Annotated in this window: 17 protein-coding genes; 9 read left to right on the top strand and 8 right to left on the bottom strand. The window is 39.0% G+C overall.

Features of this window, described 5'->3' with window-relative positions; all coding sequences use genetic code 11:
* Positions 1-25: 25 nt before the first annotated feature.
* The 5 genes from mazG to J8L85_RS17655 all read left to right on the top strand — a co-directional run bounded on the left by mazG (position 26) and on the right by J8L85_RS17655 (position 4,849).
* The gene (gene mazG / locus J8L85_RS17675) at positions 26-802 is read left to right on the top strand and encodes a nucleoside triphosphate pyrophosphohydrolase (protein ID WP_211019505.1); all 777 of its coding nucleotides are present in this window, start codon (positions 26-28) and stop codon (positions 800-802) included.
* A gap of 174 nt (positions 803-976) precedes the next feature.
* The gene (locus J8L85_RS17670; RefSeq protein WP_211019504.1) at positions 977-2,344 is read left to right on the top strand and encodes an MATE family efflux transporter; all 1,368 of its coding nucleotides are present in this window, start codon (positions 977-979) and stop codon (positions 2,342-2,344) included.
* A gap of 49 nt (positions 2,345-2,393) precedes the next feature.
* Positions 2,394-2,621: a hypothetical protein gene (locus tag J8L85_RS17665; protein ID WP_047245969.1), complete on the top strand. Its 228-nt coding sequence runs from the start codon at positions 2,394-2,396 to the stop codon at positions 2,619-2,621.
* A 3-nt stretch (positions 2,622-2,624) separates the two neighbouring features.
* Positions 2,625-3,194 carry a phosphatase PAP2 family protein gene (locus J8L85_RS17660; protein ID WP_211019503.1) on the top strand — a complete coding sequence of 190 codons (570 nt, stop codon included), beginning with the start codon at positions 2,625-2,627 and terminating at the stop codon, positions 3,192-3,194.
* The gene (locus tag J8L85_RS17655) at positions 3,191-4,849 is read left to right on the top strand and encodes a glycosyltransferase family 39 protein (RefSeq protein ID WP_211019502.1); all 1,659 of its coding nucleotides are present in this window, start codon (positions 3,191-3,193) and stop codon (positions 4,847-4,849) included. Before J8L85_RS17660 ends, J8L85_RS17655 begins: the two co-directional genes overlap by 4 nt.
* Here the strand turns inward: J8L85_RS17655 and J8L85_RS17650 are convergent.
* From J8L85_RS17650 to J8L85_RS17630, 5 genes are all read right to left on the bottom strand, one after another.
* Positions 4,846-5,730 (bottom strand): lysylphosphatidylglycerol synthase transmembrane domain-containing protein, encoded by an 885-nt coding sequence (locus J8L85_RS17650; protein WP_211019501.1) that lies wholly within the window; start codon positions 5,728-5,730, stop codon positions 4,846-4,848. The two genes, J8L85_RS17655 and J8L85_RS17650, sit on opposite strands and share 4 nt — an antisense overlap.
* A complete protein-coding gene (locus J8L85_RS17645) occupies positions 5,720-6,673 on the bottom strand; it encodes a glycosyltransferase family 2 protein (RefSeq protein WP_211019500.1) in 954 nt (317 codons plus the stop codon). The genes J8L85_RS17650 and J8L85_RS17645 overlap by 11 nt, the downstream gene beginning before the upstream one ends.
* Before the next feature lie 68 nt (positions 6,674-6,741).
* Positions 6,742-7,728 (bottom strand): methylmalonyl Co-A mutase-associated GTPase MeaB, encoded by a 987-nt coding sequence (gene meaB / locus J8L85_RS17640; protein WP_211019499.1) that lies wholly within the window; start codon positions 7,726-7,728, stop codon positions 6,742-6,744.
* Positions 7,729-7,767: 39 nt separating this feature from the next.
* Complete coding sequence (locus J8L85_RS17635; protein ID WP_211019498.1) at positions 7,768-8,331, bottom strand: DUF2911 domain-containing protein; 564 nt, start codon at positions 8,329-8,331, stop codon at positions 7,768-7,770.
* 37 nt (positions 8,332-8,368) lie between these two features.
* Positions 8,369-9,277, bottom strand: coding sequence for an aldose epimerase family protein (locus J8L85_RS17630; protein WP_211019497.1), 909 nt, complete (start codon positions 9,275-9,277; stop codon positions 8,369-8,371).
* Positions 9,278-9,383: 106 nt separating this feature from the next.
* On the opposite strand from J8L85_RS17630, the gene J8L85_RS17625 reads away from it, so the two are divergent.
* From J8L85_RS17625 to J8L85_RS17615, 3 genes are read left to right on the top strand one after another with little or no spacing between them, the layout of a single operon-like run.
* The gene (locus J8L85_RS17625; protein WP_211019496.1) at positions 9,384-9,926 is read left to right on the top strand and encodes an RNA polymerase sigma factor; all 543 of its coding nucleotides are present in this window, start codon (positions 9,384-9,386) and stop codon (positions 9,924-9,926) included.
* Positions 9,910-10,497, top strand: coding sequence for a hypothetical protein (locus J8L85_RS17620; RefSeq protein ID WP_211019495.1), 588 nt, complete (start codon positions 9,910-9,912; stop codon positions 10,495-10,497). Before J8L85_RS17625 ends, J8L85_RS17620 begins: the two co-directional genes overlap by 17 nt.
* A complete protein-coding gene (locus J8L85_RS17615) occupies positions 10,469-11,914 on the top strand; it encodes a hypothetical protein (RefSeq protein WP_211019494.1) in 1,446 nt (481 codons plus the stop codon). Before J8L85_RS17620 ends, J8L85_RS17615 begins: the two co-directional genes overlap by 29 nt.
* A gap of 429 nt (positions 11,915-12,343) precedes the next feature.
* Here J8L85_RS17615 and J8L85_RS17610 read toward each other — a convergent pair whose 3' ends face one another.
* From J8L85_RS17610 to msrA, 3 genes are all read right to left on the bottom strand, one after another.
* Positions 12,344-13,672: a Gfo/Idh/MocA family oxidoreductase gene (locus J8L85_RS17610; RefSeq protein ID WP_211019493.1), complete on the bottom strand. Its 1,329-nt coding sequence runs from the start codon at positions 13,670-13,672 to the stop codon at positions 12,344-12,346.
* Between the two features lie 3 nt (positions 13,673-13,675).
* On the bottom strand, positions 13,676-15,055 hold the full coding sequence (locus tag J8L85_RS17605) for a DUF1080 domain-containing protein (RefSeq protein ID WP_211019492.1): 1,380 nt from the start codon (positions 15,053-15,055) through the stop codon (positions 13,676-13,678).
* Positions 15,056-15,216: 161 nt separating this feature from the next.
* The gene (gene msrA / locus J8L85_RS17600; RefSeq protein ID WP_348771779.1) at positions 15,217-15,891 is read right to left on the bottom strand and encodes a peptide-methionine (S)-S-oxide reductase MsrA; all 675 of its coding nucleotides are present in this window, start codon (positions 15,889-15,891) and stop codon (positions 15,217-15,219) included.
* 129 nt (positions 15,892-16,020) lie between these two features.
* Here msrA and J8L85_RS17595 point away from each other — a divergent pair, with 129 nt between their 5' ends.
* Positions 16,021-16,707 carry a peptidoglycan DD-metalloendopeptidase family protein gene (locus tag J8L85_RS17595; protein WP_211019490.1) on the top strand — a complete coding sequence of 229 codons (687 nt, stop codon included), beginning with the start codon at positions 16,021-16,023 and terminating at the stop codon, positions 16,705-16,707.
* The last annotated feature ends 142 nt before the right edge of the window (positions 16,708-16,849 follow it).

Raw genomic sequence — 16,849 nt, 5'->3', positions numbered from 1 at the left:
GCGTATAGATTTGTACTTTTGCGGCATGAATACGAGAAAGGAAAAATTAGAGGCTTTTGGTCGGTTATTGACAATAATGGACGAGCTACGTACCCAATGTCCATGGGACAAAAAACAGACCATGGAGAGTTTAAGGCATCTTACCATCGAAGAAACATACGAACTTGGTGATGCTATTTTAGATAACGACATGAACGACATAAAAGGTGAATTGGGCGATTTGTTGTTACATATAGTTTTCTATGCAAAAATTGGATCGGAAACCAATGATTTTGATATAGCGGACGTAGCCAATGGAATTTGCGAAAAGTTGATAAACAGGCACCCGCATATATATGGTGACGTTTCTGTAGAGAATGAGGAAGAAGTAAAGCAAAACTGGGAAAAAATAAAATTGAAAGAGGGCAAAAAAAGTGTGTTGGAAGGTGTTCCAAGAAGTTTGCCTGCATTGGTGAAGGCCAATAGAATACAAGATAAAGTGGCCGGTGTAGGTTTTGACTGGGAAGAGCCAGGGCAGGTTTTTGAGAAGGTTCAGGAAGAGTTGGGCGAATTGCAAGAAGAAGTAAGGTTAGGTGATAAGGATAAGATGGAATCGGAGTTTGGCGATGTGCTTTTTTCAATGATAAATTATGCGCGATTTTTGGGCATAAATCCAGAAAATGCATTGGAGCGAACCAATAAAAAGTTCTCAAAGAGATTTCAATTTTTAGAGGAAGAGGCAACCAAGCAAGGTACTTCCTTAAAAGATATGTCCTTAGAGGAAATGGAGGTTTACTGGGAGAAGGCAAAAAAAATGGACTAGTATAATATTTGCCGTACAGGTGAAGTATGTTCTTCATTAAGAACCTTTTGATAAAAAACGGTTCATAACTATTTTAAATCGATAACAAGTTAATAAGTTGCAATAGGGTAAGGTAGAAAAGGAATGCTTATGGCATTTTTAAAGGTATCTTTACCCCTTTAAATTTTTAGTCAATTGTTTAAGAATTATACAAAAGAGTTTGGTTACAATATAAAGCTCTCTGTTCCCGTAATTTTAGGAATGCTTGGGCACACCTTTGTACAGTTTGCCGATAACATAATGGTGGGTCAGTTGGGCACGGCAGAACTAGCGGCCGTATCTCTGGGCAATAGTTTTGTGTTCATAGCCATGTCATTGGGCATAGGGTTTTCGACGGCTATTACACCCTTGGTGGCAGAGGCAGATGGTGCGGGTAATAAGTCCGATGCCAAAAGTGCGCTGAAACATGGTTTGGTACTTTGTGCTATTTTAGGTCTTTCGTTGTTCTTGTTGATTTTGGGGGCCAAGCCTCTAATGTATTTTATGAAACAGCCGGAAGAAGTGGTTACCTTGGCCATGCCCTATCTTGATCTGGTGGCCTTTTCGTTGGTGCCGATGATCGTTTTTCAGGCCTTTAAACAGTTCTCCGAAGGGTTGTCGCAGACAAGATACCCCATGTATGCCACTATTTTGGCAAATGTGGTGAACATTACTATAAACTATTTGTTGATTTTTGGTGCTTTTGGTTTTCCGAAACTAGGTATAGTGGGGGCAGCCATAGGAACCTTGGTGTCGAGATTGGTTATGGTACTTTATATATGGATGCTACTTAAAGGCAAGAAAAAGTTTCATGATTATGTGACGGGTTTCAATTTCGGGAATATTGAGAAAAGAGTGATGAAAAAAATCATCTCATTGGGGTTTCCTTCTGCATTGCAAATGTTTTTTGAGGTGGCTATTTTTACGGCTGCCGTATGGTTAAGTGGTGTATTGGGTAAAAATCCTCAAGCGGCCAATCAAATTGCCTTGAACCTTAGTAGTATGACGTTCATGTTCGGAATGGGGTTGGGGGTTGCTGCAATGATCAGGGTCGGCAATCAAAAAGGACTACGAAATTTTACCGAATTACGTAGAATAGCACAGTCTATCTTTTTTCTCACCTTTTTGTTGGAAATAGTTTTTGCCGTTCTTTTTCTTGTGGGGAGAAACTGGTTTCCGACCTTATATTTAGATCTTGACGATGCCGTGAATTTTGTAGATAACACAAAGGTAATAGCCATGGCCGCCCAATTATTGTTGGTAGCCGCATTTTTTCAGATTTCGGATGGAGTTCAAGTTGTTGTACTGGGGGCGCTCAGGGGATTGCAAGATGTTAAAGTGCCCACCTTTATTACATTTGTAGCATACTGGTTAATAGGTTTTCCTACGTCTTATTTCTTAGGCCTGCATACAGGGTTAGAGAGTATGGGAATATGGGTAGGACTGCTCACCGGGCTTACGTCATCGGCCATTATGTTGTATCTTCGATTTAATTATTTAACCAAAAAATTAATACAAAATTAAAGTGTCCCATCTGTAATTAAAGAAGGGGTCTTATATAAAAACATTATCAATGGAGCTACCCAAATTTTTATTAGGAGACAATACAGATTATCCGAATGCCATATTTATTGTCCACACAGATTATCCTCGTTTTGTCATTAATCTGGAAAATGATGAAGTGGAATGGTTAGAAGAATTTTCAAAGGAAGACGAGAAAGAGCTAGAGACCGAAGCGGAAAATCTTATTGAGGCGGCAACAGCTTTCTATGATAGGGAGGTGTCCAGGTATGAAGAATAGTATATGCTTGAGGAATTAGTACATATAGACAAACAGGTTTTTATCTATTTGAACGGATTGGGCAGTCCCGCTTGGGACAACTTATGGCAATATATATCCAGTAAGTATAGTGCCATTCCCCTTTATCTTTTTTTATTGATACTCTCGTATCAAAAATTAGGGCTAAAAAGAACCTTTTTATTAGTGGTTTCGGTGGCTTTAATGATTACCGTTTCCGATCAGCTAAGCAATTTTTTCAAGTATGGTGTAGCTAGGTTAAGACCATGTCATGATCCCGATACCATGAATGTAATGCGTTTGGTCAAAAGTTATTGTGGCGGTAAGTACGGCTATTTTTCGGCCCATGCCTCAAATGCCTTTGCCTTGGCAACCTTTTTTGGTATCATCTTAAGGTCCCAATTAAGATACATAGGTGTATTTCTTCTGCTTTGGGCCTCTTTGGTGGCATATAGCAGAATTTATATAGGAGTACATTTTCCTTTAGATGTGCTTACAGGTTTGCTCATAGGAACATTGTTTGGGTGGGTATTTGCAAAGTTGTATATATTTGTACTTCCGAAATTTCCCCTATGATATTCAACTTAAGGTATTGGTTTTTAGTGTCTCTCGTGGTATTGGTGTATATCGCGGGTTCTTTTGTGACGCTGTTTGAAAACGATTCTGCACAGTTTGCAGTGATGGCCATGAGAATGGTTCAAGAAAATGATTTTATTAATCTTTTTAAGGGACCTAATGAGTATTTAGACAAACCCCATATGCATTATTGGTTGGCCGCCCTATCGTATAAAATATTTGGTATTCATGATTGGGCTTACCGTATACCGGGGATATTGGCAACTCTTTTAGGGGCTTACAGCTGTTTCGGGCTGGGTAAACTTCTTTATAACAAGAATACCGGTAAACTGGCCGCATTGATTTTTATGACGGCCCAGACCATTGTTCTGGGTGCTATTGATGTTCGTACAGATGCGGTTCTCACCGGATTTACCATTTTTTCTATTTGGCAATTGGCCAAATATGTAGAAGAAGAAAAATTAAGTGCCATACTTTTGGGGGCCTTTGGGGCCGGAATGGCCTTTTCTACAAAAGGGCAAATAGCACTTTTGGTTATTGGGCTGCCTTTATTGTGTCATATCGCCTATGCTAGAAAATGGAAACGGTTTTTAAGTTGGAAGGTTGTATTGGCCTTGGTAGTCTTTGGTTTGACCATAGCACCTATGCTGTATGCCTATTATCTACAGTTTGATCTACATCCAGAAAAAATAATTCGTGGTAAGTCTAACCGCAGTGGTATCTTTTTTATTTTTTGGGAACAGAGTTTTGAGCGTTTAAGTGGTGAGGGTATTGGAAAGAACAGTAGTGACTATTTTTTCTTTTTCCACACATTTTTATGGGTCTTTCTTCCATGGACCATTTTGGCGTTGACCGCTTTTTGGTTCAAGGCAAAGGCTTTTGTAAAAAGTAAGTTTGCCTATAATCCTACATACGAATTTTTGACACTTGGGGGTATTACCTTGGTGTTTATTCTTATCAGTTTTGCGCAGTTTAAACTGCCGCATTATTTAAATGTTACCATTCCTTTATTCTCTGTACTTACGGCTTCGTTCGTGTACGACCTTTATGCATCTGACAAAAAGAAGGCGACAAAGATACTATTGAGGGCACAATGCTTTGTTTTGGGTATTGTGTTCATTGCCTCGGTTCTGATCTGTTTTTTTGTATTTAAGATTACTCAGGTGTATGTTTATGTTTTGTTGATGGCTTTTGCAACCATTACGGCATATTACACCGTAAAATCTGAGGATAAGAATAAAAGGTTGATTACTATTTCTGTATGTGCCTCTCTGCTTTTGAATGCGGTTTTAAACCTTCATTTCTATCCAAACCTTTTGCAGTATCAAGGAGGTTCTAATATGGCCAAGCTTGTTAAGGAAAACAATATATCCGTAGAAAATATTTATAAGATAGGAACCGATTATACTTGGTCTTTGGATTTTTACAATCAGGCCCCTGTTAAGATCAGCACAGTAGAGGAGGTAAAGAATAGAAAAAATATTTGGGTATATGCCACCGAGAACGAGTTAGAGCAATTGAGAACTTCAGGGTTGGATTGGGATAAGGAGTATATTGTAAACCAATTTAGAATTACCCGTTTACAAGGAAAGTTCTTGAATCCGAATACCCGAAACCGCGTTATCAACAAGAGGTATTTGGTACACGTATATTAAGGTCGTTCTTCTTTATGTGATACTTCTAAGGGTATCTTTTTAAAATGATATTGGATTCCTATAAGGGAGACGACAGCGGTAATTAGAAAAAAAACAACGCTGATGCCAACAGCGGTATTTTCATCAAGATTTAGAAAGGCGGCACCATAGAAAAAGGTAACCTCTCGGCTTCCTACGCCTCCTATGGTCAATGGCAATACAGATACGATAGACGAGATCAGAAATATGACCATATAGGCGATATTGTCCATTTGAATGTTCAAGGCCTCCATTATAAACCATACGCAGATAAGTTGTGCCAGTTGCACTAAAGAAGAATATCCTAACGACTTCCAAAATACGGATAGCACATAACCGAAAAAGTATCTGTTCAGTATATAAAAAACCGATATCGAAAACGGAATTCCCAATGCGAACAAAAAACGATAGGCTTCCAGTTTGGGGTTGGTGAGCAGTATGATCAAAGAACAGGCATAGATGAACAAAAGTAAAAGACCACTTAACCGGTCTAGTACAAGTACACTGACGACCCTTTTTGTGGGTACATCAAAGTTTTTTTTGATGAGGTACCCTTTGTAGGCATCGCCGCCAATGCCCCCAGGAAGAAAAAGATTATAGAACATTCCCAAATAATATAATTTTAGGTTGCTTTTTTGGGTAAGCCAAACGTTAAGTTTATGAAGATATCCGTTAAGCCTTACGGCAGAAATAATCTTTGAGATAACAAAAAACACCAAAGCTAATATAAGGTACCATATATTGCTTTTTTGTAATGTCTTGCCTATTTCTTGAATATCGATCTTTGTCCATATAAAATAGATAAGCAAAACGCTTATGACAATTTTTAGGGCAGTAGTAAAAGTCTTGCGCCTATTTGCCACCGATGGTCACTTTTTTAATGCGATAAGGTCTTTTCTGTTGAGACTCATAATAGGTTCTTATTAATAATTCCATTACAATACCAATGGTAAACAACTGTATTCCTCCTAATATGAACATCATTCCGAACATTAACAAGGGGCGGGTGCCGATGTCTTGGCCCAACCCAAGTTTTACGATCAATAAATAGATATTGATAAACACCCCTAATAGAATCAATAGAAAACCGAATATTCCGAACAGGTGTATGGGACGTTGAAAGTACTTGCGTATGAACAATAATAACATCATGTCCGCTACTACTTTAAATACACGTTCCAACCCGTATTTAGAAACACCGGCATGCCTGGCATGGTGTTTTACCGGTACTTGTTTTATCTGGGCCCCTTCTAAATGGGCCAGTAGGGTAATAAAGCGGTGCATCTCGCCATAAAGGTTTAAGTCTTTGGCGATGTCTTTTGTGAAAACTTTTAATGCGCAACCATTATCTTTTATATCTAGTTTAGTGACCCTTCTTACCAGATAATTGGCAATTTTTGAGGGTATTTTTTTAACCAACGAGTCTTTACGCTTTTGACGGATTCCGGTAACAAGGTCATATTCGTCATTAACCGCATATGATAACATTTGCGGTATATCGCTTGGGTCGTTCTGCAGGTCACCGTCCATTGTAATAATGTATTCTCCCTCCGCATAATCTATACCCGCTGCCAAAGCCAAACTTTGACCGTAGTTCTTTTTTAGTTCGATTAGGTGAACCTTGTCATCGTTCATGGCCTTTACAACCTGTTTGGTTTTATCGGTAGAAAAATCATCGATATATATTATCTGATAATCATACCCAATAAGGCTTTCATGTATTTTTTGGGTCAAAAGGGCTACATTTTCTTCTTCGTTGTAAAGTGGAACTACTATTGAAAGTAGCGAATGGGTGACAATATCCATCAAGTCGGTTTTGGATTAAAGGGCAAAGTTATGTTTTTATCCTTAAAATGACGGAAAGGATTTACAGGTTAACCATTTCGATATATTTCAAGTAACTCCTCAGCCGCTTTAAAAGGGGAGAGGTGTCCGTTTACAACTTTTTCCTCTATCTCTATAAGTAGGGGCTTTATCTTTGGGTTTTGATAAAAATCCGTTTTAAGATGATGGTCTATATGTTGTATTAACCAGCTTTTGTTTTGTTGTTTTCTACTGGCCGCAAAATGTCCGGAGGCTTTGGTTTGGTTCACGAATTTTTGAATGATGGACCATATGGTGTCCAGACCAATATTTTTTAGGGCAGAACAGCTGGTCACTTCTGTCGCCCATCCATTTTCTTTAGCAGGAAATAGGTGTAGGGCCCTCTTAAGTTCGCTTTCTGCCAATTTCACCTGTTTCATATTTTCTCCGTCCGCCTTGTTAATGGCAACGGCATCCGCCATTTCCATAATGCCCCTTTTTATTCCTTGTAGCTCATCACCGGCACCGGCCAATTTTAAAAGTAAAAAGAAATCGACCATATTGCTTACCGCAGTTTCACTTTGGCCCACGCCAACGGTTTCAACGATAATTACGTTGTAACCCGCTGCCTCAAGAATAACAATGCTTTCCCGAGTCTTTTTTGCTACACCTCCCAGCGAATCTCCTGCCGGGGAAGGTCTTATAAAAGCATTAGGGTCCTTTACCAGTTCTTGCATACGGGTCTTGTCGCCCAAAATACTTCCTTTACTAAGACTACTGGTCGGGTCTATAGTGAGTACTGCTACTTTTTTGTCCAATGAGGTAAGCATTTTCCCGAAGTTCTCTATAAAGGTGCTTTTGCCTACGCCGGGTACCCCGGTAATACCTATACGTATGGTATCGGTCTTTTGAATAAGGCAGGCTTCTATAATCTGGGCAGCTATCTTTTGGTGTTCATGTTTTGTGCTTTCAACAAGTGTTATGGCCTTTCCAAGGGCAGTGGTATCATTTGCCAATATGCCTGCGACCAACTTGTCTGTAAAATCGGATGAACCCATATTATTGTAGCTATTGTTTTTACTGGTTACGGCTCTACTTTATTTATTGATGGGAACGTTGGCTATTTTATTGTCCCAAGAAAGGCTCAGATACAATTGCTTGCCTTCTTCAATAAAATCGATGGTGAAATTTTCGATAGGTTGTGTCGTATCGCGTGCAGGTACCTCTACCTGTAGAACATCTTCACTGGCATTTCTGGTGGTTTTTGTGCCACCACTTAAAATACTTACACCCCAATCGGGAATTTCTTTATTGAAGATTACCTTCCATGCATCTTTATTGGGGATGGTCCATAAAGAGTACGTGCCGGCGGGCAAAGGTTTGTCTATGATCTTAATATCTTTTGAAACGGTAAATGTAGTGGGCTCATTGGCACCGGTACGCCAAACTTTGTTATAGGGCACCAGATCACCGAATATTACACGACCTTTTTTAGAGGGGCTAGAGTAATTGACCAAAAGTTCGGCCCCTTCTAAGTTATAGGTGGCGGTTTTTTCAGGACTGTGCTTTTTGGTCTGTTTTCTCATTAAAGGCATGCCCACCCAATAAAATAAAACCCCTAAAACCAGAAGGCCAATCAGTAATCTCTTTAACAATTTCATGAGCGGTTATTTTTTATTGTTTTAGAATGATAATTTTCTAAATGATCAAGTCAAATTTGAAAATGGATATATTGTTATAAGTTTCTCCCGGCCTTAAAACCGCACTGGGAAAATGTTCTTGATTAGGAGCGTCCGGATAGTTTTGTGTCTCGAAACAGATAGCTGAAAAATCTTCGGGGGTATAGACGATCAACGCAGGCTGATTGGTATATACCTTCATAGAGATACCCGACTTGTCGGAACTTAGTTCGGCCACTTTCTCATTGCCCAAATCTTTAACGAAAGGTGTGTTAAAGCGCTGTACGCCGATTTTTTTCGGAAGTAGAAAATCGTAGTTGGTTTTTGTAACGGGAAGTATGTTCCCCGTAGGAAGCAAATTTTCTTGCATCTCCAACATATACGGGCAATTTAACTGTAACCTATTATCATCGATATAAGGTTCGTCATCCAGTTTAAAATAAGAATGATTGGTAAGGTTTACCACCGTACTTCTGTCCGTTACGGCTTCATGAATTACCTGCAGGGCGTTGTTTACCAACTTATAGGTAATGTTCACCGTAAGGTTGCCAGGATACCCTTCTTCCAAATGCTTGCTTTTATAAGATAGTTTTACGTAGGGGTCATCGGAATATGAAACTTCCTCAATAGTCCAATATTTTTGGTGAAAACCTTCTTTTCCTCCATGTAAATGAACTCCGTCTTCTTGATAGAGAAGAAATTTTTCTCGATCTAAAGTAAACCCTCCATTGGATATACGCCCGGCATAACGCCCAACACAGGCGCCCAAGCAATTGTCATCCAATCTATATCTACTTGGATGGTTGTAGCCAATGACAACGTTATGATGCTTGCCATCTTTTCCCTTGACCAGTAATTTCTGTATAATGGCACCATAATCCAGTACCATAAGGGTCATAAACTCGTTGGATATCGTAACTTGTTTCAAACGTGATTTTTAAAAAGATTTATAAAAATAGCAGTTTTTTGCAACATCCGTTTTTTTCTTTCGTCCTTTAATTAACAACAACCAAAAACAAACACCGAACCGATCAATGTTTCATATTGATGTTGTAGAGAAATGCAAGGCCAATGACCGATCTGCGCAATTAAAATTGTACAGGCAGTATTGTGATGGCATGTATTGTGTGGCCATGCGTTTTTTGAAAAATTCGAACGATGCCGAAGACGTGTTGCAAGAATCTTTCATTAAAGCTTTTCAAAAAATACATCAGTTCGAAGGAGAGGTGACCTTTGGTGCTTGGTTAAAAAGAATAGTCGTTAACAAGTGTATTGATTTTTTAAAATCAAAAAAGGGAAATACGATAGCCCTGGATGAGAGTTATATGGTGCCCGTAGATAATGACGATTGGACGGTAAATGATGAAATTGGCGTAGAGGATATAAAAAAAGCGGTAGAAAGTTTATCGGGCAAGTATAGGTATGTGGTGATGATGTTCTTGTTTGAAGGGTATGATCATAAAGAAATATCGCAAGTATTGGAAATATCGGAAACAGCCTGTAGAACCAGATTGTTACGAGGAAAGGCACAGTTAAAAAAAGTATTAAAAGCGAAAAAAAATGGCACAGGATCTTAGGGAATTGTTCGCTAAAGAACGGGAAAAGGAAAAATTTAAACTTAAACAGGGTCATGAAGAACGTTTTATGGCAAAATTGGATTCTGTTATGCCAAAACGTAAAAAGTCTGTTTGGACGGTGTGGAAAATAGCGGCTTCTATTGTTGTGTTGATCGGACTAGGTCTTTTTGCATACCAGCAAATAAACAAAACGGAAAGTATAGAAACTATTGTGGTAGATAAGGCAGATTCAGATAATGAAAGTGATACATTTTCTTTTGGGGATTTGTCACCAGATCTAAAAAAAGTTGAAAACTATTATATCGCAAATATTGGTATAGAACTTTCTAAGCTAGAGGTTTCGGAAAGTAATAAGGAGTTGGTGGATAGTTTTATGGAAAGATTATCGGAGCTGAATAAAGAATACGAAAATTTAAACAAAGAGCTATATGAATTAGGACCCAATGATCAAACCATAGCCGCATTGATAGAAAATTTACAATTGCGTTTGCAATTATTGCAGAAATTAAAGAGAAAGTTGAATCAATTAAAATCATCAAAAAATGAACAGATCACTGAAAGCAGCATCTAAACAATTCATCATTGTATTAGGGGCATTAACTACATCGTTGTCCGCCTTGGGACAAAAGGAAAGTACTACGTTTACCGAAAGTTTTAATGTGGCCGACGATGCAGTTTTAAATATCAATACCAGTTATGCGGATATTGAATTTGAAACCTGGAACAAAAACACGGTAGAGATAGTTACCACTATAGAATTGGAAGGGGCTACAAAGAAAGAGGCGGAAGCCTATTTTGACAATCAACCGGTAAAGGTAATGGGCAATAGCAAGTCTATTGAGATTACCTCTGGCACTGATAGGTTTGGGGTGTTCGGTCCACAAGAATTCAATTATAGTGATTTCAATATCGAGATTCCCGAAATAACTTCGTTTGTGGTGGAAATACCTGAAATTGCCCCTTTTCCCGAAATTGCGGAAATGCCTCCCTTACCAGATACAAAAGCTTTTAAGTTTGATTATGAAGCCTATAAAAAAGATGGTGACAAGTATATGAGAAAATGGCAAAAGAACTTTGAGAAGAGTTTTGACAAGAAACACCAAAAAAAACTTGAAGAGTGGGCAAAGAGAATGGAAGAATCGCTTCAAGAGGAACAATTAAAAGCGTATGAAAAAAGAAGAGAGACCCTATTGGAAAAAAGGGAGGAGCTATTGGAGGAAAGTCAGAAAAGAAGGGAACGGTTATTAGAAGAACGAGAAGAGAAGCTGGCCAAATTGCATAAAGAAAGAGACGAGCATATAGAGTTTATACATATGCGTAGAGACAGTTTACGCAGTGCTCCGAATATATTTTATTATTCGACAGGGGAAGAACATAAAAAGTTCAAAATTAAAAAGACGATAAAGATCAAGATGCCGAAGTCGACAAAAATTAAAATGAACGTGAGGCATGGAGAAGTTAAATTGGCAGAAAACACCAAGAACCTGAATGCGACCTTGTCGCATTCGAGTCTTTGGGCGTCTACAATAGAAGGTGATGAAACAAATGTTTCCGTTTCATATTCACCGGTAAGTATTCAAAAGTGGAACTACGGACAATTAAAGACAAATTATTCACAAGATATTGCCTTGAGCGAGGTAGATAATATTCAGCTACAGGTAAATTCCTCTGAAGTAACGATCGAGAAACTTTTAAAAAGCGCTTTTGTTAAGAACGATTTTGGATCGTTACATATAGATGCTATATCCGTAGATATGGAAGAAATGGATGTTTCCCTTAAAAATGCCGAGTTAATATTTCCTCTTCCGACAACAGCGGCAAAGATTTATATTAAAGGAAATTCTTCTGAAATAAACCTGCCAAAATCATTAAAATTAAATAAAACGACCAATGGCAATACAACGGTATATAAAGGAAATCATTTAAACGGTAATACCAATACGTCCATAGTAATCACCTCTGATTATAGCGAGATTTTTGTAGAGTAGCTATTACTTTGACAATAACAATGTGCCAAAAATATCGGCATTGATTCATCCTCCCCTGATTTTTTTCTTTCTTTTCCTTTTTCTCCTCTTTTGCACAGACCGAACCTATTAAATTTCTCCTCCGAAACTTTTGTCATTATAGCAATGTGTCTGCTAAACTTATTTTTGTTCCTATAATATTCTTCATATACTTTAACGGCGAGTTCTTGGATGACAAGATCAGCTTAGGTAGTTTGGGCAGAACTAAAATGGTCGTCATATGGTTCTGTTTTTTGTGGAAGCTACTAAACAATAACAAAGTCGACCCAGTCTATGGTGGTCTTTACGATCAACACATTCACATGAATATCCGATCCGATCAAACCTGGCGGTTGTCAATCGCCAGGCTCTATAATTTTTCTATCGGATTACTTGTTAAGATAGTTGCATTTAGAGTTTAGGTTCCCAGCCTTCGGTATAGTCCCTTTTCCAAGTTTTCATTACTTTCTCATTGTTCAGTACTTTTCCGGTGGTATTATCGATTTTTAGCGTTTCACCGGCGTCTTGGGCCATATTGCCCAAATGGCACAGCATGGTAGAGATACTAGCGTCTTTTATGTCGGAATGTAAGCTCTCGTCTTTTCTTATCGCACTGAAAAAATTGGATATATGGTTAACGTCAAGCGAGCCTTCTCCACGGGTATTCGTGGTCTGGCTTTCCCCGCCTTCTTTTTCCTCTTTGATCAGGTTGCCCCCTAAATCGTATAGTTGGTAAAAATTACGATCAAGCATAATAGAGCCTTTGCTACCGTATATGGTAACTCCCCGGCCCGGTCTGGTAGGTTTTATAAGACCCCTACTGTGTCCTGTCCAAGTGATAAACTTATCGTTGTCGAATGTATAGGTCACCTGCTGATTGTCTACAAACTCCCAATCATCGTTAAAGGTGTATTTTCCGCCAAATGATGTAACGCTATTGGGAAGGTCTACCCCTAGGGCCCAACGGCAAATGTCTATCTCGTGCGTACCGTTGTTATGGATTTCACCGGTGCCCCAATTTTTAAACCAATGCCAGTTGTAAGGGTGTACATTATCTCTATAATTTTCTCTTATCGCAGGACCCTGCCACAGCTCCCAATCCAAAGTTTTCGGAACCTCGATCTCTTTACCGATACCAATAGATCCCCTATTGTTAGAGTAGTACGCCTCACCTTTAAAGACATTTCCGATAATACCTTCTTTTATATCTTTTATTGCCATTATAGATGTATGGGCAGAACGTTGTTGGTTACCCATTTGCACTTTTAGTCCATATTTTTTTTGTGCGGCTACCAAAAGATCGTTTTCGTACGGATTGTGGCTGCAAGGTTTTTCAACATATACATGTTTGCCGGCCTGTAAGGCCATAATGGCCATGGGCGCATGCCAATGTTCGGGAGTCGCTATAAATACGGCATCCACTTTTTTGTCTTCCAATACCTTTCTAAAATCTTTTTCGACCTTGGGCACATAGCCAATATTCTCTTTACACCAGGTATTGTGTTCCTCTAATATTAGGTCATCTACATCACAGCTATAAAGAATTTTAGCGTTGGCATCTGCGTTAATTGCCTTAACATGGGCCTTGGCCCTGCTTCTTACGCCTATTACGGCACAGTTTATCTTGTCGTTGGCCCCTAAAATATTTGCGTAGGAACTTGAGGGCATTACTAGGCCGCCCAAAGTTACCGCCGCCGTACCAGCTGAGGTTTTCTTTATAAAATTTCTTCTTGTGGTCATAATTTAGTCTTTGGTGATTGGTTTTATTTTAATGTTTTTAAAAGAAACGCGATCACCGTGTTCCTGTAATAAAATATGACCTTTTTCTGCAGCTCCAAAATTTGGCCATTTTGCATATTTGCTTTCCGATACCAGTTTTAGGTACGCATCGCTATTACGCTCGTATTCCAGTACCTTCATGCCATTAAGCCAATGCTCTACATGATTGTCTACCGATTTGATGTAAGCTGTGTTCCATTCTCCCGGAGGATTCATAGGTTTGTTGGGGTCTGCTTGTATAAGGTCGTATAAGGAGGCAACCGTACGAATGCCTTCCTTTCTTCCCAATTTGGCATCCGGATGTCTAGCATCGTCCAATATTTGATATTCTAAGCCTATGGACGATCCCTCGCCTTTGTTAAGGTCGGTATTTACATAGTATTTTATACCGCTATTGGCACCTTCGGTAATCATAAAATCTACCTTTAGTTCAAAATCGCCGTAAAGTTCTTTTGTAACGATGTCGCCACCTGCAGCAGATTCTTCACCTCCAGAAGATAGTACGGTCAAGACCCCATCTTTAATCTCCCAGCCAAATGATGGAAATTCATCTAATTTGGCACCACGCCAACCGTCGGTGGTTTTTCCGTCCCATAGCATTTTCCAACCGTTTTTGGCTTCGTCTACCCCGAGGGCATTGGAAGTAATAATAGGGGTTAGGGGACTTTTTCTTGCATATTTAGATACACTATCGGTAAGTATTTTAATGTTTTTCCAAATAATTTCGGTTCCTTCTTTTTGGTCTGCACCAATACTATGAACCTGTAATGCGATGAACCCTTTTGATGTTTTGTCGTCTATTAAATAAGCGGCCGGTACATCGTTTATCCATGTTTTAATGGTGTCTCCGATGGCCTCGATCCTGTAATGGTTCCAATCATTTTGTTTAAAGGCTTCTTGGGCAGGTTTGTTTTCTGTCATTGTATGTAACCAACCTCTTCTGGCCTCATCATAAATGCCCGCACTCCAAGCACGTTCAGAAGGATCTATCTCAATTTGGTAGCCATGGGTTCTTCCGTTCATGTAATGTGGGTAACTATTACTACGGATCTGTATGCCCGAATTCATACTGGGATCTACCTTATAATCCAGCTCAAGTATAAAATCATCGTACATCTTATTGGTGGCCATAAAAGAATTGGGGGTATCGTGTACCGTACTTCCAACAATACTATTGTCTCTCACGGTATAGTTCGCCTTTCCACCTATCTGTGTCCATCCAGATAAGGTTTTGCCATCAAAAAGAGATACCCAGGGAGTGTCATCTTTTGGTTCTTGTTTACAATTGGTAAATAGTGCCAAGCCCATAAAGAGTCCGGAAAAAACAAAAAATCTTTTAATCATGTTGTTTTGGTTTGGTTATAATCTAAAGCAAAAAAGCGTCTTTTTAAGACGCTTGAAGATACTAAAATTTATGTTTGTTGGTCGAAAATAGCTATACACCTTATAAAGGTGTCGCCCCAACAGTTCTCGTATTTCTATATACAATTGATGGTCAGAAGGGCCTAATGGAGGTCTTCTTTCAAAAAATCACCAAAATTTTGTTTAAACCTGTTCAATCTAGGAATAGATACGTTTTTTATATATGGATTATTAGGGTTGTTGCGCTCATAGTCTTGATGGTACTCTTCGGCTTTGTAGAATTTGGTAAAAGGGGTTACCTCGGTGGTAATGGTAGCGCCACCATAGACGTTTTGATCCTTTAGGGCCTGTATATAACTTTCGATAATTTTCTTCTCCTTATCATTTTTATAAAACGCGATCGAACGGTATTGTGGACCTTGATCTGGTCCTTGGCGGTTTAACGTCGTAGGGTCGTGCGATCCAAAAAATACTTGTACAAGAGCCGTAAAGGAAATAACCTTTGGGTCGTAATATACCTCTACAGCTTCGGCATGGGTGGTTTTACCACGACCGACCATTTCATAGGTAGGGTTTTCCTCTTTACCACCGGCATAGCCAGAAATTACTTCTTTAACTCCTTTAACACTTTCAAATATGGCTTCTACGCACCAGAAACAACCACTGGCAAAATAAGCGGTCTCATAGTTGCTTAATTGTTGGGGGGTGGGCTTTTCTATTTCTTGTGATTTGGTGGTCGTTACAACAACATCCTCTTCTGCAATAATGGTCTTGTTTTTGGTTTTTGATTGGCAACTGGTGACAAACAATAGTGTCATACTTATTATTATAAATCTAATAGGTGTCATTTTGTTTTATTTCTGAGTTGGTAGGTAAATTACGAAGTACTTACACTGTAAAAGGTTAAAAAGTGTTAAGTAAAGAACATACCGTGTTATTTTTGCACTATGGATTTGCTTATAGAACAACTTACAACTTTTTCCGAGAAGCCCATACAGCTTTTAGATACTACAATTCCCCTATCGGCATATGTGCCTTTGGATCTATCTAATGATAATGAAGTTTTAAAAGGGATGGATGTTACCCAACCTAAAGAATGTCAAGACTACATAGATGCCGTCTTGGAGCAAAACAATGGTAAGGTGGCCTATGGCGGGTATTTAGAAAATAGAGACCTATATGCAGATAAGCAAAGCTTTAATGGCCATGGCAACGAACCACGAAACGTTCATCTGGGCATAGATTATTGGTGCAAGGCGGGAACAAAGGTGATAACCCCATTAGATGGCGTACTTCATAGTTTTAAAAACAACCCGGATAAGGGAGATTATGGACCTACCATAATTTTAGAACATTGTTTGGGAGGTGTTGAATTTTACACTCTTTATGGTCATTTGAGCCTAGAATCGTTGGAAGGGCTCACTTTAGGAAAACAATTTTTCGCCGGTAGTACTTTGGGCACTTTGGGTACGCCTGATATTAATGTGAATTATGCACCACATCTACATTTTCAGATAATTAAGGATATAGAGGGCTATTATGGGGATTATCCGGGTGTTTGTTCTCTTAGCAAGCTTGATTTTTATAAAAAGAATTGTCCCGATCCTAATCTGCTGTTAAAAATAGGATCATAAAACCCGCTCAAAGACACTTATAATAGATAAAGTGAAATTAACGCCCGAACCGTTCATCGAGTGAATTTTACGCTTTGTCCGGTTACATGTCGGACAACGAGAAATGGCGGTTTTTCAACGATTCACCACCCTTCAAAATACA

The sequence above is a fragment of the Maribacter sp. MMG018 genome (genome assembly GCF_018100785.1).
In the GTDB taxonomy this organism is placed as follows: Bacteria; Bacteroidota; Bacteroidia; order Flavobacteriales; family Flavobacteriaceae; genus Maribacter.
Note: the sequence above shows the minus strand (reverse complement) of the source record. Positions and strands in the feature narration are given on the sequence as shown.

Excerpts from the sequence above, each read along its gene's own strand:
- mazG (WP_211019505.1), top strand. The coding sequence starts at position 26 with ATGAATACGAGAAAGGAAAAATTAGAGGCTTTTGGTCGGTTATTGACA.
- J8L85_RS17665 (WP_047245969.1), top strand. The coding sequence starts at position 2,394 with ATGGAGCTACCCAAATTTTTATTAGGAGACAATACAGATTATCCGAAT.
- J8L85_RS17660 (WP_211019503.1), top strand. The coding sequence starts at position 2,625 with ATGCTTGAGGAATTAGTACATATAGACAAACAGGTTTTTATCTATTTG.
- J8L85_RS17655 (WP_211019502.1), top strand. The coding sequence starts at position 3,191 with ATGATATTCAACTTAAGGTATTGGTTTTTAGTGTCTCTCGTGGTATTG.
- J8L85_RS17645 (WP_211019500.1), bottom strand. The coding sequence starts at position 6,673 with ATGGATATTGTCACCCATTCGCTACTTTCAATAGTAGTTCCACTTTAC.
- meaB (WP_211019499.1), bottom strand. The coding sequence starts at position 7,728 with ATGGGTTCATCCGATTTTACAGACAAGTTGGTCGCAGGCATATTGGCA.
- J8L85_RS17635 (WP_211019498.1), bottom strand. The coding sequence starts at position 8,331 with ATGAAATTGTTAAAGAGATTACTGATTGGCCTTCTGGTTTTAGGGGTT.
- J8L85_RS17625 (WP_211019496.1), top strand. The coding sequence starts at position 9,384 with ATGTTTCATATTGATGTTGTAGAGAAATGCAAGGCCAATGACCGATCT.
- J8L85_RS17620 (WP_211019495.1), top strand. The coding sequence starts at position 9,910 with ATGGCACAGGATCTTAGGGAATTGTTCGCTAAAGAACGGGAAAAGGAA.
- J8L85_RS17615 (WP_211019494.1), top strand. The coding sequence starts at position 10,469 with ATGAACAGATCACTGAAAGCAGCATCTAAACAATTCATCATTGTATTA.
- J8L85_RS17610 (WP_211019493.1), bottom strand. The coding sequence starts at position 13,672 with ATGACCACAAGAAGAAATTTTATAAAGAAAACCTCAGCTGGTACGGCG.
- J8L85_RS17605 (WP_211019492.1), bottom strand. The coding sequence starts at position 15,055 with ATGATTAAAAGATTTTTTGTTTTTTCCGGACTCTTTATGGGCTTGGCA.
- msrA (WP_348771779.1), bottom strand. The coding sequence starts at position 15,891 with ATGACACTATTGTTTGTCACCAGTTGCCAATCAAAAACCAAAAACAAG.
- J8L85_RS17595 (WP_211019490.1), top strand. The coding sequence starts at position 16,021 with ATGGATTTGCTTATAGAACAACTTACAACTTTTTCCGAGAAGCCCATA.